Genomic DNA, 25050 nt, shown 5'->3' on the forward strand with positions numbered 1-25050 from the left:
TCACGGGATCCAGTTTAAAACATTAAAATTTTAGTATTTTAAGTTGTGTTTTTGGATATCGTGGTCAAGCCACGGCATAACACCGAACGGGTTTTTCGGTCCACACAACAAGACCTGCGCAGGCATGACATAAAACGAGCCATGCAACAACACCTGCAGTAACTCACAATGACTATATCAACCTTTTCTAGGCAATGCCAAAATAATTAGTGCAAATTATGCGGTACTTTAGTATTATTTAACATTAAACTTTGCTTCATTCTATGCCTTATTTATTACCCACTATTATAACTACGCTACTTATTTTATTAGCACTAATAATTTGGTTTTATGTAAAAACTCAAACCTTAAGGACACAGCTACAATTTTTATCAGAGCAGAATCTAGAAATTAGCAATAACAACCAATTATTAAATCAAGAAAAGATAGGATATTTACAGAAAATTGAGCAATTGCAGTGTAAAATAGAATATCAAGCACAGACTATTAAGGATTCAGAAAAAATACGAGAAGAGTCATTTTCATCGGCTAAAGCTGCGTTATTTGATTTAGGTCAAGATTTGTCTAAACAATTAATAGCGATACATAAAATGGAAAACACGGCTGCAAGAGAGCTAGCCGAGAAAAATATCGCTACTGCTTCAGGAAAATTTAATAGTGAGTTTGAACGGTTAATTACGATGGTGGGAGCATTAAATAAAGATATAGAGCAATCAAAAGGTACGGTTGATTTGATAAAACAGTCTCTACTTTCTCCGATCGGGGCGGGGCTACTTGCTGAGATTACCCTTGAGAATATCTTAAAATCTTCGGGCTTACGTCCTAATTTAGATTTCATTATGCAATACGGTCTAACTACATTAGATAGCGGAAAGCTAAGACCTGATGCGCTCATTTTTCTTCCTTCCGGTAATTTAATGGTTATTGATTCTAAAGCTTCAAAGTTTCTTGTAGACGAGCAAGATAATAACATGAGTCTTAATAAAACTATGAATTACCATTTAAAATCTTTGGCGAATAAAGAATATGCCGCAAATATTTTAACTAATCTAAACAAAAAGGATCAGAGCTTTAACAATGTTATTACTTTAATGTTTTTGCCGACTGAACAAGCGGTTGAGAAAGTTATTGCAGCCGACCCTGAATTTTTACAAAAAGCTTGGGGCTGTAATATCTTTCCGGTAGGACCTAGCGGACTTATGAATATGCTATCATTTGCAAAATTTCAAATTACCGATCATCGCCGCTCAGAAAATTATAAGGTAATCATTGAAGAAGTGAGAAAGCTATTAAGCTCCATCGGTACTATGGCAGATTATTCTCAAAAGATCGGTAATAACCTGCATAACATGGTTACTAATTACGATAAATTTGCTGCCTCGTTTAATCGTAATTTTATGTCAAGAGTAAAGAATATTCAAAAACTCGGTATTGATTCAGGGAATAAAGCCATGCCGGCTACCTTAGAGCGTTATCAAATCGTTTCCTCTAAATCTGAGATTATTGAAGTGGAAGCAGAAAATCCACCAAAAATAGCAGAAAAATTATAAATAAATTTTTCTCGTAATAGGTAATTTAAATGTTAAAAAAACTTTCCATAATGTGTATAGCCATATTGTTACTATGTGTAAGCATATAAGATTAAAGCTCCTAAAAAAGAAAACAAACATGCTATAAGGGTGCGTTTTATTAATATGTGGCCGGGCTTTACAATAGACGAGCTACCGATGATAAAAGAAATCATTGAAGAAAACAGACGAACAATTGTTATAGATCATAACAATTATGACCTTATTATTGATAGTGTTTTTGGTCAAAGAACTATTAGTAATAAAGATAGTATAAAGATATTTTTTACCGGTGAATCGGTTAGACCAAAGCTAGAAAATTATGATATATCTATAGGTTTTGATTATATAGATCATCCAAATTATATAAGAATACCTTTATATTATATGTATTGTACTAATGACATCAGTACTTGAATAAACGCTCACAATACAATCCGAACAAAACGTATTTTGCTTGTTTCTTAGTCTCTAACGGTATAGAAGATCCTGAGAACGACGGCTGCATAGCAAGAAAAATCGATTTTTTCATAAATTGTCGCTGTATAAAAAAGTAGTAAGCGGGATGTAAACCCTAATTCAGTAATATTTGCTAAAGATTATTCAGAAGAAGATTTATATAATTATATTATTTTATATTATTTCTGTTGATAAAGATGATGAAAAATATTATAAGATATATATACCGGCTTCAGAAAATAATTACATCGCAGTAAAAGAAAAGTTTTTAATTTGTATTTAATAATTAAGAAAAAAATTACCTTTATTAAATACAAATTAAAAACTATTTTTATAATATCAATTATAATTATTTGTTTATCATTACTTTTTATTAAAAACTTATCAAATAGGTTCTTGCTCCACTTGAAGAAAAAGATATTAAAATTTTTATAGTAAACCTACGCAGCACTGATAGATATAACAATATTAGTAAACAATTCGACAATAATAATTTATTCTATGAAAGGTTTAGTGCAGTAGACGGTTATAATTTATCTATAACAGATTCAGGGGGAAAAAGATTTACCGGATTAGATGTAAAAAATAACCCTACTCTTTATATCCCTTAATAACGGTTATACTGTACTTTGTCCTTCGGAAAATATAAATTATTATTCCGATAGCAAAATATTAAATCATACTTTAACGGCAGGTGAACTCGGTTGTTATTGTAACCATAGAGAAATTTGACTTAAAATGGTTAAAGACAATATACCTTATGCCCTAATAATAGAAGATGATGCTATACTAAATGACGATTTCCGTAATAAATTTTTAACAATGCTTAAACATTTACCTACCGACTGGGATTTAATTTATTTGTCCTTGTCACATTCTAAAAACAAAATATTTTATAATATTTACAATAATCCGTATTTAAAGAAGATAGGTCATGGTGGTTACTTTAATACAACTACAGGTTATTTGATACACTTAAAAGCTGCTCAAAAACTTCTTGAATATAGCAAAAACTTTACTTTAGAGATTGATAATGTACCAAGCTTTTATGCATAGCGCAGTGCAGTCCTATGTCATCTCGCCTTTTTTAATATATGCAACACTTAATTCTGAAGATTCAATTATATTTGAAATGGGAAGAGCACATTAAATAACGTAAATTTTACAACCTTAATCGAGGTTTTGTGAACATTTCTAAAAAGATTTAATTTTGGCTATTTTTTGCTGCAAAATAGCAAATCAATTAGCAGTGTCCACAAAACCTCTAAGCATGGTACTTCTTCTGTAAGATCAATATCAATAACTGTATCATCGTTTGTGCCTGAGGTAACCTTATTAAGCCAAGTAAGGGTAGTAGCGGTTTTCTCGGCAATATTCTTGCCTACACTACTAATTGCCTTGCCGACATTGAAATCCGATATAACAGTTGTTAAAACATCTATTAAAGTTGCAAGACTTAAGAATTTTAAATCTTTAATAGACTCAAACATTATTAAAGGTACTATCGCTACGGTCAATCTTGCCGCATCATTATAGTAAAACTTTTGCAAAAACACATCATTAGTTAATGTTTTGTTGGTGATATTTTCTATAACTTTATTGCCGTAATATGTTGATACTAATATAAAGAAGCAAGACGCATGAATTTAACAGAAGTTGATGCATAAAACATTGGATCTTCATAAAATCCTAATGCTGGATTACGAAAATAAAAACAGATATACTCCAAAATCAGTGTGGCTATTGCCGAACATATAGCAGTACTCTTCCATCCATGATAGATACTAATGTCTGATTCAATATTGTTAAAATCTATATCTTGATTGGTAAGTTTATTATATATTGCCTGAAGTTTTATTTGCGTATTCTTATCTGTTTTGGAATGTTTATATAGTAACTGAAAATATGGTTTAATTTCTTCAGCTGTAAATTGCTTATGCTCAATTAAAGCCGGTACAATTTTATCATGCAAAAATTTAATTAATTTATTTTGCATAAAATTTGTAACTTTACTTTGTTCTTCTACTACTCCTGCAACTGTATACCATCATAAAACCCGTATATACAATTATACGATTAATAGTATAATTATTTAATCAATCAATAGGCTGCAACCCTAAATTAGCAGCATATCTAAAACAAATCGCAGTTGTATTTACGGCATCATTAGCAAAGCTTGGAGTATGATCAAATAAAAATTTAACATCTTCAGCATTGTCATTGTTATTTTCTAATGCTTGAAACATATTATTATTCATCTCTTTAGTTTGTCTATTTGATAAGACCGTACCGGGAAAGATAATAAAATTTGTAGCATCGCAAGGTTAGTGGTCGGTAAAGCACATAATTCATACCAAGGATCCTTTTCGTCAATTACATATGAACGTAAAGCAATTACACCCACTATAAGAGAAACATAAGTAATTGCTATTTTGCCTGAATGATTACTAACTAAAACTGATTTTTCGGTTAACCAAGAAGCAATTTTGTGATCTTCATTATAATTATCACTAGCTTTTTCTATTCTAGTAAGACTTTGCTCTAATGAATTAAGATAATTTGCAAAATTTAAATGAGCTTTTTTTACTATATTAAACTCGTTTTCATACGAGGAAGGCGCATTTAAAGTATTTGTAAGTAATATTGCTTTAGCTATATAGCGAAAAATATTCTCTCGTCAGAGGATATGCCATAGCATCGATTTCTTTGGCTGCTTTAATCAAGTGTTCAGATTGATCTAAATTATTTTTTAAAAACACTTGGACTTTAGTAACTAGGGTACTAAAATCTAATGAATTTATATCCCCTATATCATCTAGCATAGCATCAATGATATTCTTGTTTTCTACTCACCTAAATTAAAACTAGCAAGTGCTGTAGTAGTTTTCCATAATCTTACGCCTAAATTTGATATATCATTATAATATTGTATTATTACTTCTAGTTTATTACTCATAATTTCAATTAAATAAATATTAAAAATATAAACATCTCTTAATATTTATTCAAATCTTTTATATATAATCATTTATAATCTTTAATTATTTTAACATTAAAGTCACACACGAGCAACCCCAGTGTATGATAAGAGAGAAGAGGATTGGGTTATAAAAGTTTTTAACAAAAAAAACAATAGTTGTGGACATAACATATCCTTTTTTATCTTCTATTGGCAATAGGATCTGATTAATGATATAAAAAATGTCAGTACCTGAATCGTTTATATATATAATGAGAATACTAGTAACAGGAGCTAACGGCTTGATTATATTACAACTGAATGATTAAAGAATAATTATAAAGTAATATGCTGTGTTAGAGATGTTGAATCGACCAGGAAAAATTCCCTACTGCAGAAGTGATATACTGTGATTTTAATATAGACCTAACACCACAAAGCTGGATAAATAGATTAAATAACATAGATATAGTTATTAATGTATCAGGTGTGTTAACGTCTAGTCATGCAATAATATTGGCAATGTTCATGTCAATGATCAAAAGGCTCTATTTAAGGCTTGCACCCTTACTAACGTACAAAGAATTATTCATATTTCAGCTCTTGGAATAGATGATGAAAAAAACACTGCTTATGCTTTAACTAAAAAAGCAGCTGAAGAATATGTACAAAAATTAGAAATATAGACTGGATAATTTTACAACCATCTCTTGTAAGCGGTTGTTATGGTGGTACCTCGCTATTTAGGGCTCTTGCAACATTACCGTATTTTATTCCTTTAATAGGTGATGGTTTACAACAATTTCAACCTATTCATATTGATGATTTAACGAAAGTAATTATTCACTGTATAGAAAGGGAAGGAAAAATCCACACATTATTAAAAATAGTTGGACCAGACATAGTGAACATGAAGGATATCTTGCTTGGATTCAGAAGATGGCTTGGAGTCATGGAAGACTAATAAAAATTTCTTTAATATTCATTAAAATAGCAGCTAAATTAGGGGATTGTCTAAAAATAGGACCCATTAATTCTACTGCGTATAATATGTTACTTCAACCTAATATTGCTGATAAAAAAGATTTTATCGATTTTACTTCTATAATCCCTAGAAACTTGCAACAAGGTTTTGCAACCGAAACTTTAACCGTACAATCCATATGGCACGCTAGGCTTTATTTTTTAAAACCTATAATAAAAATTGTCTTAGGACTATTTTGGATAATGACAGGAATTATTTCAAGCATTTTTGTTTATGATGCTAGTATGCAAATTATAATATCACTAGGATTTGATAAACAAATAGCACCTTACATATTATATGGAAGCTGCTTTACAGATATTATTCTTAGCATTCTATTAATTATCAAAAATAAAATAAATAGGATATGTAGTTTACAAATTTTATTAATACTAGCTTATACTCTACTATTAACATATCTTAAGCCAATATTGCGGCTAGATCCGCTTGGCCGATATTTAAAAATATTCCAGTAATATTACTTACTTTAGTATTCATGGCAATAGAACGAGATAAATAATGGATTATCTTTTTATAAAAACTATTCATATTATTAGCTCTACCACTTTATTTGGTACTGGAATTGGTACTGCCGTTTTTATGTGGTGGCAAATAAAACCGGTGATTTGAATGCAACGGCATATGCAACTCGCACTACAATAGCTGATCTTCTTTTTACTACTCCAACTGTGATAATTCAACCGGTTAGCGGCATAATATTAGTAAATATGCTTGGCTATAATTATTTTGATTTATGGCTTACCTTAACTTATAGCGGATACATAATCGCCGGTAGTTGTTGGCTTCTGGTGGTATGGATTCAAATTCCACTACGCAATATGGCACTTGAAGCATTAAAACCGTGCATTCCCCTACCGGAAAAATATTATAAATTATTTAAATTATGATTCTACCTAGGCTGGCCGGTATTTATCAGTTTGAGTATTATTTTTTTCTTAATGGTATTTAAACCGCTATAATACTAGTTTAGGATAAATTTTATACTAAATTAGTATTGTCCTGTGGTCAAGCCAGCGTTGTTGTGTGGATACCCACCCATCATTGTGAGCAGTCGTAGGTCTTGTTGCAGGCTTGTTTATGTCATTCCCGCGTAGGCGGGAATCCAGTAAAACATATAAAAAACTTGTGTTGTATAGGTTTACTTTATCACATGTGTCACTTCTTACATCAATATTGAAGTTATTTTTCTGGATTCCCGCCTACGCGGGAATGACATAGAGAAGAAATAATATTTACGCCGGTATATCTGCAATAATCGGTTGTTTTTTGTTTGATTTTGTAGAAATGATAGAGGTCATTATCGGTTCGACTAAGCCGTTAACTACCTCTTTTGTAATAGTAACACGCTGTTTTTTGAGCTCGGCAACTTTATACATACTATCAAGCAAAAGATGCTCAAGTATTGAACGCAGTCCTCTTGCTCCCGTCTTTTTAGCTAGAGCTTTTTCGGCAATAGTTTCTAAGGCTGAATCATCAATTACAAGCTCAGCATCATCAAGCTCAAATTGTTTCTGATATTGCTTTACTATGGCGTTCTTAGGCTTAGTTAAAATTGTAATTAAAGCTTCTTTGTCTAACTCATCTAAAGTAGTAACGATAGGTAATCTACCGATAAATTCAGGAATTAAACCGAATTTAGTTAAATCCTCAATCTCTAGGGATTTAAGAATCTCACTATTATTTTTCTCTTTATCTATATTTACGTTAGCTGCAAAGCCTATAGAACTATGATTAGTTCTTGAGGTTATAATGCTATCAATCCCCATAAAAGCACCACCACAAATAAATAAGATATTTGAAGTATCTAACTGTACGAAATCTTGTTGTGGGTGTTTCCTACCGCCTTGAGGAGGCACGGAAGCAACTGTTCCTTCCATAATTTTAAGTAATGCCTGCTGTACTCCTTCACCCGATACATCCCGTGTAATAGAAGGATTCTCCGATTTACGGGCAATTTTATCAACCTCGTCAATATAAATTATACCTTTTTGTGCTTTTGCTATATTAAACTCAGATGCTATCAATAAACGTAGTAATATATTCTCAACATCTTCACCGACATACCCGGCTTCCGTTAAGGAAGTAGCATCCGCCATAGTAAAAGGTACGTCTAAAATTTTAGCAAGCGTTTGAGCAAGTACAGTTTTTCCTGAACCGGTAGGACCGATCAGTAAGATATTCGACTTATTAAGCTCAACGTCATTATTGCCGGATTGTACATATTCAAGCCTCTTATAATGGTTATAAACCGCTACTGCTAAAATCTTTTTCGCTTGATCTTGCCCAACTACATAATCATTTAGAATGCCACATATTTTTTGCGGCGTTGGAATTGAAGAAGTAATTTGCTTTAAAGCAACTTTATTTTCTTCTTTCATAATATCTGTACATAAATCTATACATTCATCACAAATAAATACTGCAGGACCTGCTATCAGTTTTTTTACTTCATGTTGTTTTTTACTACAAAACGAACAAATCAATGCTTTTGTATCAGCTTCTACTACCATTAACTTTCTTTTTTATGTTTATTTTAACAATTCTTACTATAGTACTCTTGCGTATATATAATAATCTTTATGCTCATCTGCAACTATTTCGTATTTTTTAAGAATTCCTTCCCTAGCAAAACCGCATCTCTCAAGAAGATTAATTGAACGAAAATTATCAGTAATTACTGTTGCTTGTACTCTTATAATACCAATATAATCAGCAAATTTTAAAATATTCTTTATAGATTTTAACATCATACCTTGACCCCAAAAATTAGGATCTAGATCATAACTTATTTCTGCTCTATGATGCTCTAGATTTATTATATTAAAACCGGCAGTACCTATTAATTTATTATCGTCTTTAATGGCAATTCCCCAATAAAAACTTCTATGATTTTTATATAAACTAGACCAATAACGTATTTCCTCTCCGGCTTCTTCTACATCTTTAGGCCTATTGCTATCAGTTATATAAATAGCCATTTCCGGCTTACTCATATAATTAAAATAATCTTGTGCATCCTCCGCGACTAACTCTCGTAAAACTATATCGTTTAAATCAAGCACAGGAAAAGGGGCATATAAATGTCCTCTATTTATCATATATACTAACTATTTTTCTGTATAATATGAATATGCAATATTTATATTATACAGAAGATTTTTAAATAATGAGTATACAAGGTGAACAACGGTTTCCACCTTGTATACAAATTTACTTCATATTATTTTATTATTAATTTTATTTATGAGTATATATCTATAATTATACATACTGAATCGGGTCTTGTACATTATTCTTTTTAAAAGCATCAAGTCGTACAATGCATGATAGACATTGACCACAAGATAAACCGTCTTCTGTTGGATCATAACATGATATTGTTTTACTATAATCTACTCCAAGCTCAAGCCCTTTTTTAATTATTTGCTCTTTGGTCATATTTATTAAAGGAGCATGGATAGTAATTTTTTCTCCATTTACTCCTACCCTAGTTGCTAAATTTGCCATTGCTTCAAAAGATTTTATATATTCAGGACGACAATCAGGATAGTTAGTATAATCATTAGTGTGTACCCCAATAAAAATATCTCTAGCTCCTATAACCTCAGCAACTCCTAGTGCGTAGCTTAAAAATATTGTATTACGTGCCGGTACATAAGTAACCGGTATGTCACTTGGTAATTGATCTGTGTTTTTAAATTTTGGTACATCTATATTATCATCAGTCAATGCAGAACCGATAAATGACTGCAAATCAATATTAATAACCCTATGTTGTTTTACATTATAATCTTTAATTAATCCTTGGATTTTTTGGACTTCCAGACTATTGCGTCTATGATAATTAAAACTTAGAGCATAAATTTCATAATCCGTTTTGCTAACTATCTCAAGAACCGTAGTAGAATCAGGTCCACCGCTTAATAAAATCACTGCTTTTTTTTTCATTGTTTTACCGATAAAGTTAATTTTTGAGATACTAAAGCATTTAAACTAATTTTTGCTCTAAGTGCTTCAAGTACTAAAGCTCGATGCACACGTTTATCTACTCTAACATTAAACTGTCCGCTATACTCTTTCCTAGACGGAGCTAAGGGGATAGATTGATTATGACTTATATAACTTTCTTTCATTAAAGTCCAAGCTTGTTGTAATTCTTGCAGCGCTGTTTCAGGCGAATTACCAAAAGCTGATACATTCGGTAGCTCTTCAAACCTTGCTAGCCAATCTCCATCCGTATCTTTAAAAAGTTCTATAGTAAACCCATCAAATGTATCATTTGTTTTCATCTTCATTTCCTTTTGCAAAGTTTAAAAATGGTCGAACTTGATATTCTTTTTCCATATTTCCAAAAGTGTGAATAGATAACCTATTTCCTTTGGGCAAGTACCAAATCTGATGGCTACCTTTTTGCCTATCTTTAACCCAACCGCACTTAGTCATTAAAGTATGAATCAGAGAAACTGAATCCTTTAGGATTTTGTTTAGCTTTCTTTGTTTTATATACTCATTCATGTTGTAACTATATATAGTTATAATATATAAGTCAAATAATATATGTTAATACAATAAATATTCTTGACTAACTCCTTCTGATAATCTAAATTTATGTTGTTAATTTATGGCGGGTGTAGCTCAGTTGGTTAGAGCATCAGGTTGTGGTTCTGAGGGTCGCGGGTTCGAATCCCGTCACTCGCCCCATATTGTGGAATTGTTGTGTGGTTACCAAATCATCATTGCGAAGAAAATTACAAAATAATTGACGACGCAATCCAGTAAAAAATGCTAAAATTAGTACTTTTTTGTTATTTTTCTGGATTGCCATGTCGCTTCGCTCCTTGCAATGACGATTTGACATCCATGCAACAACGCCTACAGTCGTTCGCAATGACATTTTTTTCTTATGGATATCAAACTTTTATATAGACTAGCTAAATATCTAAGGTTCTATAAAAAAGATTTGATCATCGTTATGATCTCTTTACTTAGCGTATCAGCTTCATTATTACTAATCGGTAGTGTTTTTAGAAATTTAGTTGATAAAGGCTTGAGCAAAGACCATATTTTATCGGTTGATAAATCTATATTATATATTTGTTTATTAATTATCATCTTAAGTATTGCTAGTTTTTTTCGTTCATATTTTATCAATAATGTTGCTGAAAAGGCAGTTAATCAAATAAGAAAAGAAGCTTATAGTAATTTAATTAATTATGAAATTGAAGAGTTTGAAGAACTAAAAATCGGCGATATAATTTCACGCCTAACAAATGATATAGATCAAATATCTACTCTCATCGTTAATTTCTTATCTTTTTTTATTCGCAATTCGGTGATGCTAATTGGCGGCATTACATTAATGTTTTTTGAAAGCTTTAAACTCGCTTCTATAGTAATTATTACCATTCCTATCTTATTAATTCCTTTAATTAAATTCGGCAAGCATGTTAAGGTTTTATCTAAAAAAGCTCTAGAATCTAAGTCACTTTTAGCATCGGATATTGATGAAACTTTTAATAATATTAGAGCTATTTATGCTTTTAACCATCAAATAAACAAAATTGCCGATTTTGACACTAAATTACAAAACTATTTAATATACTGCAAAACCCGTTTAAAAATTCGTGCTTTATTCTTTGCGATTTCAATAGCCGTTATATTTCTTGCGATTACTTTAGTCGTTTGGATCGGAGCTTCAGATATAGTGAAAGGTCATTTATCTGCGGGACAAATTATCTCGTTTATTTATTATGCGATTATCGCCGGAGTTAGCTGTGGCGGTATTTTTGAGCTACTAAGCGAAATGCATTTACCTGTTACAGCCCTTGAGAGAATAATTACAATTATAGATAAGACACCTATAGCACATAATAATTATTTAGAATTAAATAATTCCGATCCAATCTCGATAGAATTCAAAAATGTTGATTTTACCTATCATTCAAGACCTAATTTAAGGATTATTAATAATATGTCTTTGAAGATAAATGCCAATAAGTTTCTTGGTATTGTAGGTAGATCAGGTTCAGGCAAAAGTACTGTGATGCAGTTACTGCTGCGTTTTTACCGGCAAGAAAACGGCACTATCCTTATTAACAATCAAGATATCACTCTTTTAAATCCTGCTGAAATTCGTAAATTAATTGCCTATGTTCCTCAAGAGGCTAGCATTTTTTCCGGCACTATAAAATCAAATATTATATTTGGTAATAATGAAGCAAGCGACGACGAAATAAATGAGATAATAAAAATTACAGGAATAGAAGAATTTGCTGCTAAACTTCATGACGGTATAAATGCTAAAATCGGTGAAAGAGGGGTTAGATTATCAGGAGGACAGAAACAAAGAATAGCTATTGCTAGAGCATTACTACGCATGCCGCAAATTTTGCTTCTTGATGAGGCAATGAGTGCTTTAGATACGATGAGCGAACAGAAATTACTAGAGTCTATAAAAAAAATAATGAGAGGGAACATTATTATATCAATTGCCCATCGCATTAGTAGTATAGAATCAGCTGATTATATTTTAGTCATAGATAAAGGAGGAGTAGTCGCTGAAGGATCACATAATGATTTATCTAAAAACTCAGAAATTTATCGAAATATTTGCAGAGAGCAGTTAACAATATAAAGGGGTATGTCATTCCTGCGAAAGCAGGAATCCAGTCAACCTTAATGTCATACCACGACTTGAGCGTGGTATCTTAGGGCATAATCTGTGACACAAGCTCCCGTGGTCAAGCCACGGTATGAGACTGAACGCTTTTTACTAGATTCCCGCTTTCGCGGGAATGACAATAAAGTGTATAATTGATATATTTATTACAATAAAAGTTCCTTAGTATAAAAAATTTAAATGTTTAATATAATTTAGCTTGAAAGCTGCCGTAGCTTTGTTATAATCGTAATTACAAAACAAAAAAGGTTTACAAAATGAAAAATTTATTAAAGATTTTATTAATTCTAACTTTCGCGAGCTCAGTATTTGCTTCATCAATGCAAATGCCTGCCCCAACTTCAGTTACAACAACCCAAATACAAGCTATGAGTACTGACGATCAACAAGCTTGGGTTGCTAGTTTAACAGCAGATCAGTATAATATGTTAAGTCCTGATGTTCAAAAGTGGGTAATGGAGAATACTACCGATACTCAAAAACAAGCTTTAGGAATTAATCAGTAATATTTTAATTAATTTTTAAAATTATTGATAGGGGACTGGGAACAAAATAATTTTAATTGATAATTAACAAGAATTTTTAGCGAAAATTAATAAGAGTTTTGAAGGAATAGTTAATCTTATTTTAAAAAAGCCTTATAATTTGCAGTAAAAATAAATTTAATTAGCTTTAAAATTTATTTTGTTAATAGTCCCACATCTTAGAAATCATTATTATTAACATATATTACTAAAAGTTTCTGCTTGCACTTCCTTTTAGTCTTCCTGTTATCGTATCATGTATATACTCCTGATAAATAAAAATTGCTAGACGAGCATAAGTATTCATTTATTCTTTCTTTAGTAAAACAATACACTAATTATTGTAAGCTATAAGAATATAGAAAGCTAATTTGTTGTGTGGCTTTGCTGCCATTCCTGCGTCCTTATTTATGTCATTCCCGCAAAAATGTTGTTGCGTGGATCGGTTTTTCCATCATTGCGAGAAAATTTACAATAGTAAATTGATGAAGCAATCTTGGGAAGAATTCCTGAGATTGCCATGCTCACTAACGTTCGCTCGCAATGACGACTTGGTATCTATGCAACAATGCCTCGCAGGGATGACATCGCGCAAGGCTTTCGGCTTCAATAATACTTTGCTAAAATAACCTCAAACTAACAATTAATTATTACCGTAATCATCATGGAATACTCGCTGGAGCGGAAATAGATTTATTAATTCCAAGTCTTCCTGAAATACAAGATACATTCAACCTTTCAACTTTTATGACAGAGTTACTACTTGGTGTTAATCTAACTGCTTATTGTATTACTTCGCTTATAGTCGGTAATTTAGGAGATAGGTACGGACGCAGACCGATTATTATACTCGGTTTACTGATTTTTAATCTTGGTATTTTATTTTGTGTATTTGCAAATAATTGTGCAGCGATATTATTTGGAAGATTTTTGCAAGGATGCGGGATATCATCGGTTGCAGTACTAGTATATATTGTTCTTGCCGATATTTATTCGGTACAAGAACAGCAAAGATTCATGGGCATTGTAAACGGCACTATTGCCCTTTCTATGGCAATAGCACCAGTTGTAGGTAGCTATGTCAATTTATTTTGGGGCTGGCGTGGCAATTTTGTTTTGTTGCTTATAGTAGGTTTGATCAGCCTAATTCTTGGTATATTATTTATGCCAAAAAGAGAAGTTAATAAAAAAATACGTACTTCTTTAAAAGAATATATACCTATCTTCAAATCGCCAAAAGCTATATATTATATACTTACAATGATATTTCTTGCACAAGGATATTGGATATTTATTGGGATTGCTCCTATTTTATATATGCAAGATTTAGGTGTAACTTTAGAATATTTCGGATTTTATCAAGGAGCAATGGCAGCTCTATTCTCAATTATGAGCTTTTCAAGCGGTTATTGCTTTAAAAAATTCGGTATTAAAAATTGTTTATATTTTGGAGTTATATTTATAATACTATTCCTACTAGGCAATAGCATATTAGTTGTATATAATATTAATAATCCTTTAACCATAACAATAGTTACTTTATTATTATCTCTTGGCGTGATATATCCGATTAACATATTATGGCCATTGCTTTTAGAAGCTATTCCGGACGGTGAAGCTCGTATGACGGCTATTTTCACTGTGGCTAGATTGATTTTAACGGCATTTGGGCTGCAATTAGTAGGATTTTTATATAACGGTACTTTTACTCCTCTTGGCATTACTATATCCAGTGTTACACTATTTGGGTTAGTAACATTACCTAAATTATTTAAGTATGCTAAAGTCTTTGAGATTTCTAGTAACGTGTAGATGTCTTTATGTCATCAATTGTGTCGTCATTGCGAGGAAAAACTGTAAGTGTTGACGAAACAATCTCAGGCATTTGTTATTATTTCATAAGATTGCCACACAGCCTACGGCTGTTCACAATGACACAAAAGCTAATTCACACAGGAATAACCTAGAAACGGATGTAAGAAAAAATAAACAAATGATCAATAACAATTTTATCTTCAAGATAGCTTTCAGATATTTTAGAGCTAAGAAAAACGAAAAGTTTGTTTCTATTATTTCTGCCTTTTCTTTAGTGGGCGTCATGATCGGCGTTGCAGCATTGATAGTAGTCATGTCCGTTATGAACGGTTTTCATATAGAGCTTACTAAAAATATTATCGGCTTAAATGGGGATATAGTGATAAATCGGCAAGGTGGTAGTATTGATAACTATGAAGAGATTAAAGCCAAACTCCTAAAACAAGATTATATAAAACATGTAACATTCATTGCTCACGGTCAAGCTTTGGCTCTTGGTAAAAGTAATAATAGCGGTGTGCTTGTTAAAGGTATGAAATTAAAGGATCTAAGTGTAAGAAATGAAATTTTTAAAAATGTAAATTTTGGTAGTTTTGATAATTTTCACGGCAAAAACGTAATAGCACTCGGAGAACAATTAGCAAGCAATTTAGGCGTAACCGTTGGGGATAAGATTAGATTAATTTCACCGAATTCAGTTTCTACCACCTTTGGCAGTATGCCAAGATCAAAAGAATTTAAAGTTATAGCAATTTTCAATAGCGGTATGTATGATTATGATTTGACAACGATATTAATGCCGCTTACCGCAGCACAAAATTTCTTATCTCTCGGCAACGATATTAATTTAATCGAAATTAATAGTCTAGATCCCGATAAAGCTCTCACATATTCACATAAAATACAATCACTCTTAGGTCCAACCCTATATGTATTTAATTGGCAAACCTTAAATTCACAATTTTTAAGTGCTCTTGCTGTTGAGCGTACGGCTATGTTTACTATTCTATCTTTAATTATTACGGTTGCCGCATTTAATATTATTTCAAGCTTATTTATGCTTGTTAAAGATAAAACTTCAGATATTGCAATTCTTAGAACTATGGGAGCAAGCACTAAGCAAATAATGCTTATTTTTATCTATAACGGAATGTTTATAGGATTACTTGGCACAACACTAGGTGTAATCCTTGGTGTTACCTTTTCTTATAATATTCAAACTATCAAGAATTATTTGGAGCGTATAACCGGTACTAAAATTTTCGAGGCAGCTATTTATTTTCTTTATAGTTTACCTTCAAAAGTAAGAGCTGAGGATATTATTTTAATTACCTCTTTATCTATAATATTGTGTTTTCTTGCGACAATTTATCCTTCTTATAGAGCCTCAAAATTAAATCCCGTGGATGCCCTAAGATATGAATAATACAGTCCTCATTTTAAAAAATATCTCAAAACATTACAGCCAAGGCAAAACTATTGTTAGAGTACTAGATGATCTTAATCTAACGGTTAATGAAGGTGAATTAATCGCTATAATAGGTTCTTCAGGTAGCGGCAAATCAACTTTACTACATATTGCCGGCTTGCTTGATAAACCTACAAAAGGTCAAGTCATCATACCAAATAGCAAGTATCAAAAATATCATCTAATTCGTCTTCATTATTTAGGTTTTATCTATCAACAACATCACTTACTTAAAGATTTTACCGCTCTTGAAAATGTTATTATGCCAAGGCTTATTAGTGGTCTTGATCAAAAAGAAGCAATAGAAGATGCAACAAAGATATTAGATGATTTAGGGCTTGGGAAAAAACTCTATAATATGCCTGGAGAATTATCGGGAGGAGAACAACAACGGGTCGCTATAGCTCGGAGCTTAATTAATAAGCCGAAAATTATTTTAGCAGATGAACCGACAGGTAATTTAGATCCCAAAACTACAAATGAAGTATTTAATTTATTTTTAAAAGTAGCAAAAGAACAAAATACCGCAATTATTATGGTAACACATAACCATGCATTAGCACATAAAATGGATAAATTATATAAGCTAAAGCACAGATTATTAAATATAGCTTGATTTAAAGCTCAAAAATTCTAATAATTATATGTAGATTCTGTGAAGATTTCTAAAAAGATTTAATTTTGGCTCTTTTTTGCTGCAAATTATAAGATTTTTTTGCAATATGAATAACTATTCCTTCAAAAACCTTATAATTTTTGCTCAAAAATATCTTAAAATAGCAAATCAATTAGAAATTTTCACAGACCCCAACATTCTTTTAATAAAGGTTAGTAATGGCTGCGCCTATTATATTTACTCTGTTACTTGGAGATGAAGATCGGATATTAGAGAAAATAAACAAGCAGGAAACTCAAAATAAACTGCCTATTATCCGGCTAGAAGTTAATAAAGCATCACATATACCCGATAAAGAACGTATTTTTTCGGAGATCTTACAAGAATCCCACAAAAAGGGCAAAACACCGATTTTTAATATTCAACTTAATAACAATAATATACAACCCATTTTTAAGGTACAAGATTTAATTAATTTACGAAATTTAAATATAAAAACTACTATTACTTTTGATCAATATAATTCATTACCCCAAAATTCTGCACTAGAAGCTTATTGGAAGCAAATTATGAAAAAAGTTGATCATGTTTTTTTTACAAATGAAGCAGATCAAAATTTATCTATAGCCGATGGTATAGTACCAAAAGATAAAGCCACTACAATTACAGATATAAGTTTAGTAACATCTGTTTTTAACAATCTTGTATCTGATCGTAAAGTTGATCAATTACTTTCCGGTACAATACCTGATAAAGAAACGCTAGATAAAATAATAAAAAACGCTAAAAATCAAGGCGGTAGAGTGATTATAGAAACTTGGCCTCTTTCTGCAGACGAAGCAACAAATCTTATCACTGCTAAATTCGGTATTACCTCTGAAGATCAAATTTACGGATTGAAACTCGAAATTAATGAAATCTTAAAAGATGCAAATAATGCTGCTGAAAACTTAAAAAAATATGTATCACAAATATCTAGGCAATTTCAAAAAGATTTAGGTAAAACTGATGTAAATCCTATTGACTTTAATTTTATTAATACAAAGAAAGTTATGAATGATAGACCTAAGGATATACAAGTAGAACAAACAATATCATATGAACCTCCAAAAGCAAACCAACCACAACCGCAAGGTTTTTTTAAAAGAATTTTTAACTATTTTAAAGATATAATAACTAGTTTTAAAGAAGCAATATTCGGCAAAAAAGAAGAACCTAAAACTCACGAATCAACAACTCCAACTACGGAAGCAAAGCCAACAATAACAGAAGAACCACTAACCACTGTTGCATCTTCTATAAATCCACCGCAACAGCAAGCTCCCGCTAATAATCAAAAACCATGGGAAAAATTAGGAATTCCACAGGAAATGTATAAGGAATCTCTAAAAGCAGAACAACAATTAGCTAAACCAGTAATAGAACCAAAACAGCAGATACCTGAAAAAAAATCATCACTGGTTATAAATACTGAAGATCAAGTTGGTGTTTATAATACAGGAAATATAAAACAACCTACTTATTTATACACTGAAGATGATATAAAAAATATATTGGAAGCAAATATAGATAAGAATATGTTCTCTATATTTCATCATGCCTCTTTAGAAGAGCCGGAAATACTAAAAGATACTCTTCGTGTTACAGTAGAGGATTTAATACTAGATAATAAGCCTGCAATTATACCACTAAATACAGGACATAAACATTGGTTACTCTTAATGGCTAGTAAAGATGATAAAGGTAATATAAACTTTATGTATAATGATCCCTATGGTGAGCCATTGGAATCTCAACCAAAAGTAACAGAATATATTACCGAAATTTATCCCGATGCAAAAATAACAGACCTAAATACCAAGCAACAAGCAAATGTATATGATTGCGGAGTTTTCGTATGCGATAGTGCGATCAAACTCTCTAAAGGGCAAAAAATTCTAACTACTGAAGAATCTAAAGACCAAGGTATAAATTTAAGGCAAGCTCAAGCTAATACATTATTAATACAGCAACAAGCAATAACGATTGGACACGAATCACGCAAGACATCATCGACAAATAACAAATTTCACAATCTTATTAACAGCCGAAAAACAAAAGATACTGAAAGGAGTCGTTGATAACAAAAAAACATTAGGCAAAATCTATAATTACTAATATAATTATTTATAGTTAATTTATATTTTAACAAAGAATGACTACCATACTTGTGATCGTTATTATAATAATGATCGCCTTATCTGCTTTATTTGCCGCTACCGAAACTGCTATTACCGCTTCTTCCCCAGGGAAGATTCATAAGCTTAAAATCGCCGGTAATAAGCGTGCTAAAACAATTTTAGAGGTTCTTAAGAAAAAAGAAAAGGTCATAGGAACTTTATTAATAGGTAATAGTTTAATCAATACTGTTTGTACCACTATTGCTACTACTCTCTTTATTAGCTTTCTTGGAGATAATGGACCCATTGTTGCTTCCGGCGTTATGGCTTTTATAATTATTGTTTTTGCCGAAGTAGTACCGAAAGCAATAGCCGTTGCTAAACCTGAACAATTAGCATTAAAAATGGCTTCAACTATCGTAATATTTTTAAAGCTTTTCAAACCTATTAATATTGCTCTTGATTACATTACAAAAATATTTTGCTTCATATTTCGTATTAATTTAAATCCTCAAATATCAGGAACGGAAGAAGTAAGAGGCGTGATTGAGCATTACCATCAAGAAGGCGGAGTTTATAAATCTGATCGTAATATGCTCGGCGGGATATTAGATATACGTAATATGACGGTATCGGAAATTATGACTCACAGAAGTAGTATTATAGCCCTTAATATCGACCTACCTCATGAAGTGATAATTAAAACTTTATTATCGGGTGCTCATACACGTATACCTTTGTGGCAAGATAATAGAGATAATATAATAGGGATTCTCAATCTCAAAGATTTGCTTAAAGCATTATACGAAAATAATAATGATGCAAAAAAAGTTGATATTAATAAACTTCTAACTCCACCTTGGTTTATCCCTGAGAATGCACTTGTAGTAGACCAGCTACATGCATTTAGAGAACGTAATAATCATTTTGCTTGTGTTGTAGATGAGTATGGTACTCTACTAGGTATTATTACTCTTGAAGATGTTATAGAAGAAATCGTAGGACCCATTACTGATGAACATGATAGACTTAATAATGAAATTATTAAGAAGTCTAATACCGAGTTCATTATAAAAGGAACTACGACTATTAGAGATATTAACCGAGAACTTGATTGGAATTTATCGGATGAAGATGCAAACACTATAGCAGGATTAATAATCCATAAAATTGCTAGAATTCCAAATCAAGGGGAAGTAATTGAAATATTTAATTTAAAGGTAATTATTTTAAAGAAAATTGCCAATAAGATTGATAGTGTAAAAATTACCGTATTACCTACTACCGAGGCAACAATAAGCAGTGAGTGAAATCGGTAATTTTTTACTACTAACAACGATGTACTTGTCGGTTATCGGTTTGTCTTTTGTCTTTTATGTCATTCCTGCGAAAGCGGGAATCCATAAAAAATCTCTATTTTATAGACTGGATTGCCGCTTTCGTGGGAATGACAACTACCTCATTACTTGCCCCTTCTACATAGCTGCCTCATGTACTATACTTGCCTTTTTTACCCTAGTCTATTCTTTTATTATCTCTGACTTTTCACTACAAAATGTTTTCTTAAATTCCAGTACTTTAAAACCTTTAATATATAAAATAGCCGGTAGTTGGTCGAGCCACGAAGGCTCAATGTTATTATGGTTTTGTTTATTACAAATCGTTAGTTGCTGTTATATATTTTTACTTAAAGATAACCGTCTTAAATTGTTATCTATTATTATTCTATCAGCCATACAATTATTTTTTAGCAGCTTTATTTACTTTACCTCCAATCCTTTTAACGTGTTTTCTTTCGTTCCTAAAGAAGGGTTAGGCTTAAACCCAATGCTACAAGATATTGCTTTGAGCATCCATCCTCCTCTGCTTTATTTAGGCTATGTTAGCTATGTAGTACCGTTTACTATTGTTTGTGCTTCTATGTCATTCTCATACCCACTTATGTCATTCCCGCGAAAGCCGGAATCCATTAATGACATAAGACTTCTCAAAACATTTTCCAATATCGGTATCTTATTTACTACCATAGGAATTAGCCTTGGTTCTTGGTGGGCATATAGAGAACTCGGCTGGGGCGGATTTTGGTTTTTTGATCCGGTAGAAAATATTTCACTATTTCCTTGGTTATCCGGAATTATGCTCCATCATTCTATAATTGTAACAACAAAAACCAGACGTATGCAAAACTGGACAGTAATTTTATCCATCATTACTTTTTTATTAGTAATATTTAGTGCTTTTTTAGTACGTTCCGGTTTTATTACCTCAATTCACTCTTTTGCATTCTCACCTGAGAGACGAATATACTTGCTTGGGATATTTTTGATTATGGGGATTGGTAGTATTGGGTGGTATACTACCACATCATTGCGAGGAAATGCATTAGCATTGACGAAGCAATCTCAGGAAACTAACCGAGATTGCCACAGCCACTTTCGTAGCTTTGCAATGACGAATTGTGGAAACTCCATACTCCTTGGTAATATATTCCTCCTTCTTAGCCTTATTGTGCTAATAGCTGCCACACTTTATCCGCCAATTTACTCTTTATTCGACGATAAATCTATTATTATTAGTGAAACATTTTTTGTTAATAATTTTATTATATTCGTTATCCCTATTCTTGGTACCATAGGATTATTTACTACCAGAAGCTCTATTAAAAAACATATTATAATTCTAATATTATCTCTAATAATTACTTATTTAATATCATTAAAAGTAACATTTAGTGTTATATCGATTTTAACTATAATCGCATCTATATTTCTTATGCTTCATAATATTCATTATCTTTTGGTTAAAACTAATTATTGTAGAAATAGACTTAAAGCAAGTAACGCTAGTATGATCCTTGGGCATTTTGGTTTTGCACTAATTAGTTTTAGTATTACTATGAATACATTATTACAAAGTGAAATGGATTTTACCGGCAGAGTAGGAACAAGTAAAACATTTAACGAATTTAAAGTAACATTGCAAAATATTAAGTTTGCTCAAGGTAAAAATTATTATAGACAAATCGCTGAATTTTGGCTTGAGGATAATAGCCGTAATATAACTATATTAAAGCCGGAAAATAGACTTTATATCGTTGAAAAGAGTTTATCGCAAGAAAGTGATATATACTCTTACTTATTATATGATCTTTACGCAGTTTTAAGTAATATAGACGACGATATAATCCATGCTAAAATATATTACAAGCCAATGATAAGCTTTATTTGGCTTGGAATTATTCTTACCGCGTCCGGTTTTTTTATTGCACTAATCAGAAAAAATTCTAGCTAATTTGCACCATCACATTTAAGGTTTAAAATTTTAATACTATTCGGATGATCAGCACCGAATTGTTCTATCTGATTATTACGGAATTTTTCATACCAAAATTTCTTAGGTAAAGTACAACTCTGCAAAATACATATTACTTATTTCATACACATTTTTCATATTTTCTTTATAATTATTCCAATATATATTTTCAGCAGTAGCATAAGCATCTACCGCCTCCTCATTTTGATTAAGTAACACTAGTGCATCCCCTTCAGCAACAAACGTTTTTGCCAAATCTATATCCGGTGATATAATAATCTCTTTGTTAGGTCTAGTTGGATCATTAAGAAAAATTGCTTTAGCTTTTTTATTCTAGAGCTTCGGTAACATCACCTAAACCTAGTTTTGCTCTTGATTTTTGGGTAAAAATTCGTCCAAATACTTGATTTGTCTCTTTTTTACTCGACTTATTCATATCATATACTTATTCTAATAAAGAAAGAGCTGCCTTATATTTCTTAAGATTATTTAATACATCTAATTTAATGAGATATGAACCGGTAAGAAATAAATCTTGAGGTTTCATCCCGTTTTCGATACAAGCATTTATAGTATCGTCAATTCTTCTTCATGCTTCACAATTTTTACCTTAGATATTAAATAATTTAGCTTTTGCATAATATATAGTTGCTATGTCAGTTTGATCTACTAGATTTTGATTGAACATATCTTCCATCATTTGGATATTTTTTTCTGCTTCTTCTAGATTTCCTAGCTGAATATTGGATATAGCCGAACCGAAAACTACATCACATTTTATGGAATCATATACTTTCACTTCATCAAATACCTGCTTAGCTTGCGTATCTATTCAATTGCTTTTTTAGGATTTGACCAAGTTCTATAATACCACCCTATGCATCCTAAATATGCAGCATAAGAAAATTTTTCTTCATTATTCATTGTCCATAATTTAAATTTACCTTTTTGATCGTTTTTATCAAACCACTTTACTAATTTTTTGAGTTATATAAATCGGAAGAATTAGCATATTGTATTAATAAATTTATAACTCTAAAATTTTATATATTGATATATCGTATTTTTCTGCATTTTTTGTAATTAATCCGGTATAGTTTTAGCATTTCTAAAAATACGCCCCTTTACTAAACTTTTAGGTATAGAATTTAAAAGATTAGTAACACTACGTTTAAGATATTCTTTATTTCCTTTATCTCTATTTATTTGTAATATTTTTTCCATCATGCATTTCAAATATCGGATTAACTTCATTAGGTTCAATATTAGAGATCAAAGCAAATTTAGAAAACTGATAAATATCATCATCTAGACTATGCTTATCTTCAGTAATAGAATTTAATAATTCTTTTGAAACACTTTGATTATTAAGCAATGCTATCCCATCTAGTAATCTCTTGGCACTAGGCTTTAATTCATTGCTAACAAGTTTTATATTTAGCTCAATTTTATCCTTAGAGGCTTTTATCTTTTTCTTGTATTTCTCTAAGTTTAAACCTTGTATTTGATTTAATATTTGTGCTCCTTGCACTATGAGAATCGGATAACCTCCAAATGCTTGAGTCAAACAATTTATTAATTCCAGATTTTTATTTTCCAATATATTTTTTGCAAGTAATGCAGCTTCCGGCTTAGTGAAAGCGTTTGCTTTGACTATGTTAGATAATAATTCATCGTCTTGGGTACAAAATATAATATTACCTTTATACTCCCAATTAATACTTATTCTCGCCTATTTTTAAATTCTCAAACACCAATAACCATTTATCTTTACTTACTAAATAAACCATTAAATCTTTCTTCATCACTGCCATATCTTCTGAAATCACCGGTAATTTTACCTCGGTATTAATAGTTTTAGATAATTTGAGTAATTGCGGCTCTATATTTAGATTACAATCAATCAACCAAATTATGTTATAGTTATCTTTATTTTCATAAGCGTACATTCTAGCAAGCTGTGTTTTACCCATACAGCTTACCCCCACTACACTAGATTGCTTATATTTATTAAGATTTTCCTTTAAGTTTTTCCAATTGGGATACATGATTTATAAAATAGCTAACCGGTACAACGAAATTGGATATTTGGCTTTGAGCAAATATACTTCCGCTTATTAGAAGCATAATAATCACTAATATATATTTTTTTCATAATATTTATTAATTTTAAATTCTTAGCTGTAAAAATTTATATCTTTTCGACTAGAAGTCAATAAAATTTGAGGTTAGTGAAGGTATTGCACGGGGGGAAAAGTAGGTGATGTAATTCTCGAATAGGCGGAGGGTTGTTGTATGGCTCGTTTATGTCCTTCCCACGAAAGCGGGACTCCAGTAATTTAAAGATTATACACAATAAGTTTGTAAAATTAAAAGCTCGATTTATCTCGCTTTTTTCTGGATCCCTGCCTACGCGGGGATGTAATAGGTTTTGAGCCATGCAACA

At 31.2% G+C, this 25050-nt stretch carries 26 protein-coding genes, 1 tRNA gene and 2 pseudogenes; 15 read left to right on the plus strand and 14 right to left on the minus strand.

Annotated features, from left to right (window positions below; translation table 11 throughout):
• The first annotated feature begins 263 nt into the window (after window positions 1–263).
• The 4 genes from RSA_RS05305 (at window position 264) to RSA_RS05315 (ending at window position 3083) form a co-directional block, all read left to right on the plus strand.
• The gene (locus RSA_RS05305) at window positions 264–1550 is read left to right on the plus strand and encodes a DNA recombination protein RmuC (RefSeq protein ID WP_012151197.1); all 1287 of its coding nucleotides are present in this window, start codon (window positions 264–266) and stop codon (window positions 1548–1550) included.
• Between the two features lie 144 nt (window positions 1551–1694).
• Window positions 1695–1985, plus strand: coding sequence for a hypothetical protein (locus RSA_RS05310; protein ID WP_014364951.1), 291 nt, complete (start codon window positions 1695–1697; stop codon window positions 1983–1985).
• Between the two features lie 172 nt (window positions 1986–2157).
• A complete protein-coding gene (locus RSA_RS09705; RefSeq protein WP_231284216.1) occupies window positions 2158–2310 on the plus strand; it encodes a hypothetical protein in 153 nt (50 codons plus the stop codon).
• A gap of 455 nt (window positions 2311–2765) precedes the next feature.
• On the plus strand, window positions 2766–3083 hold the full coding sequence (locus RSA_RS05315) for a glycosyltransferase family 25 protein (protein WP_004997682.1): 318 nt from the start codon (window positions 2766–2768) through the stop codon (window positions 3081–3083).
• 158 nt (window positions 3084–3241) lie between these two features.
• Here the strand turns inward: RSA_RS05315 and RSA_RS05320 are convergent, their stop codons facing one another.
• From RSA_RS05320 to RSA_RS09710, 4 genes are all read right to left on the minus strand, one after another.
• Entirely contained in the window at window positions 3242–3583 is a 342-nt protein-coding gene (locus tag RSA_RS05320) for a hypothetical protein (RefSeq protein WP_231284217.1), read from the minus strand.
• Between the two features lie 62 nt (window positions 3584–3645).
• Window positions 3646–4023 (minus strand): hypothetical protein, encoded by a 378-nt coding sequence (locus RSA_RS05325; protein ID WP_041472359.1) that lies wholly within the window; start codon window positions 4021–4023, stop codon window positions 3646–3648.
• 100 nt (window positions 4024–4123) lie between these two features.
• Window positions 4124–4285, minus strand: a complete 162-nt coding sequence (locus tag RSA_RS09080; protein WP_196792882.1) for a hypothetical protein — start codon at window positions 4283–4285, stop codon at window positions 4124–4126.
• A gap of 390 nt (window positions 4286–4675) precedes the next feature.
• The gene (locus RSA_RS09710; protein WP_228368839.1) at window positions 4676–4849 is read right to left on the minus strand and encodes a hypothetical protein; all 174 of its coding nucleotides are present in this window, start codon (window positions 4847–4849) and stop codon (window positions 4676–4678) included.
• A 1076-nt stretch (window positions 4850–5925) separates the two neighbouring features.
• Between RSA_RS09710 and RSA_RS09085 the strand changes: the two genes are divergently transcribed.
• Both RSA_RS09085 and RSA_RS05345 read left to right on the plus strand, forming a co-directional pair.
• Window positions 5926–6486, plus strand: coding sequence for a DoxX-like family protein (locus tag RSA_RS09085; protein ID WP_014364952.1), 561 nt, complete (start codon window positions 5926–5928; stop codon window positions 6484–6486).
• A 43-nt stretch (window positions 6487–6529) separates the two neighbouring features.
• Window positions 6530–6918: pseudogene (locus tag RSA_RS05345) on the plus strand (DUF2269 family protein).
• Between the two features lie 345 nt (window positions 6919–7263).
• On the opposite strand, the gene clpX reads toward RSA_RS05345, so the two are convergent.
• The 5 genes from clpX to RSA_RS05370 all read right to left on the minus strand — a co-directional run bounded on the left by clpX (window position 7264) and on the right by RSA_RS05370 (window position 10474).
• Complete coding sequence (gene clpX / locus RSA_RS05350; protein ID WP_014364954.1) at window positions 7264–8541, minus strand: ATP-dependent Clp protease ATP-binding subunit ClpX; 1278 nt, start codon at window positions 8539–8541, stop codon at window positions 7264–7266.
• Between the two features lie 36 nt (window positions 8542–8577).
• Window positions 8578–9129, minus strand: a complete 552-nt coding sequence (locus RSA_RS05355; RefSeq protein WP_014364955.1) for a GNAT family N-acetyltransferase — start codon at window positions 9127–9129, stop codon at window positions 8578–8580.
• A 163-nt stretch (window positions 9130–9292) separates the two neighbouring features.
• Complete coding sequence (gene queC, locus RSA_RS05360) at window positions 9293–9979, minus strand: 7-cyano-7-deazaguanine synthase QueC (protein ID WP_012151205.1); 687 nt, start codon at window positions 9977–9979, stop codon at window positions 9293–9295.
• Window positions 9976–10320 carry a type II toxin-antitoxin system HicB family antitoxin gene (locus RSA_RS05365; RefSeq protein WP_014364956.1) on the minus strand — a complete coding sequence of 115 codons (345 nt, stop codon included), beginning with the start codon at window positions 10318–10320 and terminating at the stop codon, window positions 9976–9978. The genes queC and RSA_RS05365 overlap by 4 nt, the downstream gene beginning before the upstream one ends.
• Window positions 10307–10474, minus strand: a complete 168-nt coding sequence (locus RSA_RS05370) for a type II toxin-antitoxin system HicA family toxin (RefSeq protein ID WP_004997648.1) — start codon at window positions 10472–10474, stop codon at window positions 10307–10309. Before RSA_RS05370 ends, RSA_RS05365 begins: the two co-directional genes overlap by 14 nt.
• Before the next feature lie 181 nt (window positions 10475–10655).
• Between RSA_RS05370 and RSA_RS05375 the strand changes: the two genes are divergently transcribed.
• From RSA_RS05375 to RSA_RS05415, 9 genes and pseudogenes are all read left to right on the plus strand, one after another.
• Window positions 10656–10732 (plus strand) — tRNA-His (locus RSA_RS05375).
• A 202-nt stretch (window positions 10733–10934) separates the two neighbouring features.
• Window positions 10935–12665, plus strand: a complete 1731-nt coding sequence (locus RSA_RS05380) for an ABC transporter ATP-binding protein (RefSeq protein ID WP_014364958.1) — start codon at window positions 10935–10937, stop codon at window positions 12663–12665.
• A 302-nt stretch (window positions 12666–12967) separates the two neighbouring features.
• Window positions 12968–13216 carry a DUF2673 domain-containing protein gene (locus tag RSA_RS05385; protein ID WP_012151209.1) on the plus strand — a complete coding sequence of 83 codons (249 nt, stop codon included), beginning with the start codon at window positions 12968–12970 and terminating at the stop codon, window positions 13214–13216.
• Window positions 13217–13898: 682 nt separating this feature from the next.
• Window positions 13899–15046 (plus strand): annotated as a pseudogene (locus RSA_RS05390) (multidrug effflux MFS transporter).
• 181 nt (window positions 15047–15227) lie between these two features.
• The gene (locus RSA_RS05395) at window positions 15228–16475 is read left to right on the plus strand and encodes a lipoprotein-releasing ABC transporter permease subunit (RefSeq protein WP_014362405.1); all 1248 of its coding nucleotides are present in this window, start codon (window positions 15228–15230) and stop codon (window positions 16473–16475) included.
• Window positions 16468–17133 carry an ABC transporter ATP-binding protein gene (locus RSA_RS05400; protein ID WP_012151212.1) on the plus strand — a complete coding sequence of 222 codons (666 nt, stop codon included), beginning with the start codon at window positions 16468–16470 and terminating at the stop codon, window positions 17131–17133. The genes RSA_RS05395 and RSA_RS05400 overlap by 8 nt, the downstream gene beginning before the upstream one ends.
• Window positions 17134–17351: 218 nt before the next feature.
• Window positions 17352–19253, plus strand: a complete 1902-nt coding sequence (locus RSA_RS05405) for a Ulp1 family isopeptidase (RefSeq protein WP_014364960.1) — start codon at window positions 17352–17354, stop codon at window positions 19251–19253.
• 74 nt (window positions 19254–19327) lie between these two features.
• Entirely contained in the window at window positions 19328–20602 is a 1275-nt protein-coding gene (locus RSA_RS05410) for an HlyC/CorC family transporter (protein ID WP_004997632.1), read from the plus strand.
• Window positions 20595–22583 (plus strand): heme lyase CcmF/NrfE family subunit, encoded by a 1989-nt coding sequence (locus RSA_RS05415; RefSeq protein ID WP_081498229.1) that lies wholly within the window; start codon window positions 20595–20597, stop codon window positions 22581–22583. Before RSA_RS05410 ends, RSA_RS05415 begins: the two co-directional genes overlap by 8 nt.
• A 102-nt stretch (window positions 22584–22685) precedes the next feature.
• Here RSA_RS05415 and RSA_RS09715 read toward each other — a convergent pair whose 3' ends face one another.
• The 5 genes from RSA_RS09715 to RSA_RS09725 form a co-directional block, all read right to left on the minus strand.
• Window positions 22686–22859, minus strand: a complete 174-nt coding sequence (locus tag RSA_RS09715) for a hypothetical protein (protein WP_230455896.1) — start codon at window positions 22857–22859, stop codon at window positions 22686–22688.
• A gap of 355 nt (window positions 22860–23214) precedes the next feature.
• Window positions 23215–23403, minus strand: a complete 189-nt coding sequence (locus RSA_RS05420; RefSeq protein ID WP_049796661.1) for a hypothetical protein — start codon at window positions 23401–23403, stop codon at window positions 23215–23217.
• A gap of 284 nt (window positions 23404–23687) precedes the next feature.
• Window positions 23688–23831, minus strand: a complete 144-nt coding sequence (locus tag RSA_RS08615; protein WP_155105210.1) for a hypothetical protein — start codon at window positions 23829–23831, stop codon at window positions 23688–23690.
• The gene (locus RSA_RS09720) at window positions 23803–24204 is read right to left on the minus strand and encodes a hypothetical protein (protein WP_080582447.1); all 402 of its coding nucleotides are present in this window, start codon (window positions 24202–24204) and stop codon (window positions 23803–23805) included. Before RSA_RS09720 ends, RSA_RS08615 begins: the two co-directional genes overlap by 29 nt.
• 115 nt (window positions 24205–24319) lie before the next feature.
• Window positions 24320–24652 carry a hypothetical protein gene (locus RSA_RS09725; RefSeq protein WP_231284218.1) on the minus strand — a complete coding sequence of 111 codons (333 nt, stop codon included), beginning with the start codon at window positions 24650–24652 and terminating at the stop codon, window positions 24320–24322.
• Window positions 24653–25050 lie beyond the last annotated feature (398 nt).

Source organism: Rickettsia philipii str. 364D (assembly GCF_000283995.1).
In the GTDB taxonomy this organism is placed as follows: Bacteria; Pseudomonadota; Alphaproteobacteria; order Rickettsiales; family Rickettsiaceae; genus Rickettsia; species Rickettsia rickettsii.

Excerpts from the sequence above, each read along its gene's own strand:
- RSA_RS05305 (WP_012151197.1), top strand. The coding sequence starts at position 264 with ATGCCTTATTTATTACCCACTATTATAACTACGCTACTTATTTTATTA.
- RSA_RS05310 (WP_014364951.1), top strand. The coding sequence starts at position 1,695 with ATGTGGCCGGGCTTTACAATAGACGAGCTACCGATGATAAAAGAAATC.
- RSA_RS05315 (WP_004997682.1), top strand. The coding sequence starts at position 2,766 with ATGGTTAAAGACAATATACCTTATGCCCTAATAATAGAAGATGATGCT.
- RSA_RS05325 (WP_041472359.1), bottom strand. The coding sequence starts at position 4,023 with ATGCAAAATAAATTAATTAAATTTTTGCATGATAAAATTGTACCGGCT.
- RSA_RS09080 (WP_196792882.1), bottom strand. The coding sequence starts at position 4,285 with ATGAATAATAATATGTTTCAAGCATTAGAAAATAACAATGACAATGCT.
- RSA_RS09710 (WP_228368839.1), bottom strand. The coding sequence starts at position 4,849 with ATGCTAGATGATATAGGGGATATAAATTCATTAGATTTTAGTACCCTA.
- RSA_RS09085 (WP_014364952.1), top strand. The coding sequence starts at position 5,926 with ATGGCTTGGAGTCATGGAAGACTAATAAAAATTTCTTTAATATTCATT.
- clpX (WP_014364954.1), bottom strand. The coding sequence starts at position 8,541 with ATGGTAGTAGAAGCTGATACAAAAGCATTGATTTGTTCGTTTTGTAGT.
- RSA_RS05355 (WP_014364955.1), bottom strand. The coding sequence starts at position 9,129 with ATGATAAATAGAGGACATTTATATGCCCCTTTTCCTGTGCTTGATTTA.
- queC (WP_012151205.1), bottom strand. The coding sequence starts at position 9,979 with ATGAAAAAAAAAGCAGTGATTTTATTAAGCGGTGGACCTGATTCTACT.
- RSA_RS05365 (WP_014364956.1), bottom strand. The coding sequence starts at position 10,320 with ATGAAAACAAATGATACATTTGATGGGTTTACTATAGAACTTTTTAAA.
- RSA_RS05370 (WP_004997648.1), bottom strand. The coding sequence starts at position 10,474 with ATGACTAAGTGCGGTTGGGTTAAAGATAGGCAAAAAGGTAGCCATCAG.
- RSA_RS05380 (WP_014364958.1), top strand. The coding sequence starts at position 10,935 with ATGGATATCAAACTTTTATATAGACTAGCTAAATATCTAAGGTTCTAT.
- RSA_RS05385 (WP_012151209.1), top strand. The coding sequence starts at position 12,968 with ATGAAAAATTTATTAAAGATTTTATTAATTCTAACTTTCGCGAGCTCA.
- RSA_RS05395 (WP_014362405.1), top strand. The coding sequence starts at position 15,228 with ATGATCAATAACAATTTTATCTTCAAGATAGCTTTCAGATATTTTAGA.
- RSA_RS05400 (WP_012151212.1), top strand. The coding sequence starts at position 16,468 with ATGAATAATACAGTCCTCATTTTAAAAAATATCTCAAAACATTACAGC.
- RSA_RS05405 (WP_014364960.1), top strand. The coding sequence starts at position 17,352 with ATGGCTGCGCCTATTATATTTACTCTGTTACTTGGAGATGAAGATCGG.
- RSA_RS05410 (WP_004997632.1), top strand. The coding sequence starts at position 19,328 with ATGACTACCATACTTGTGATCGTTATTATAATAATGATCGCCTTATCT.
- RSA_RS08615 (WP_155105210.1), bottom strand. The coding sequence starts at position 23,831 with ATGATGGAAAAAATATTACAAATAAATAGAGATAAAGGAAATAAAGAA.
- RSA_RS09725 (WP_231284218.1), bottom strand. The coding sequence starts at position 24,652 with ATGTATCCCAATTGGAAAAACTTAAAGGAAAATCTTAATAAATATAAG.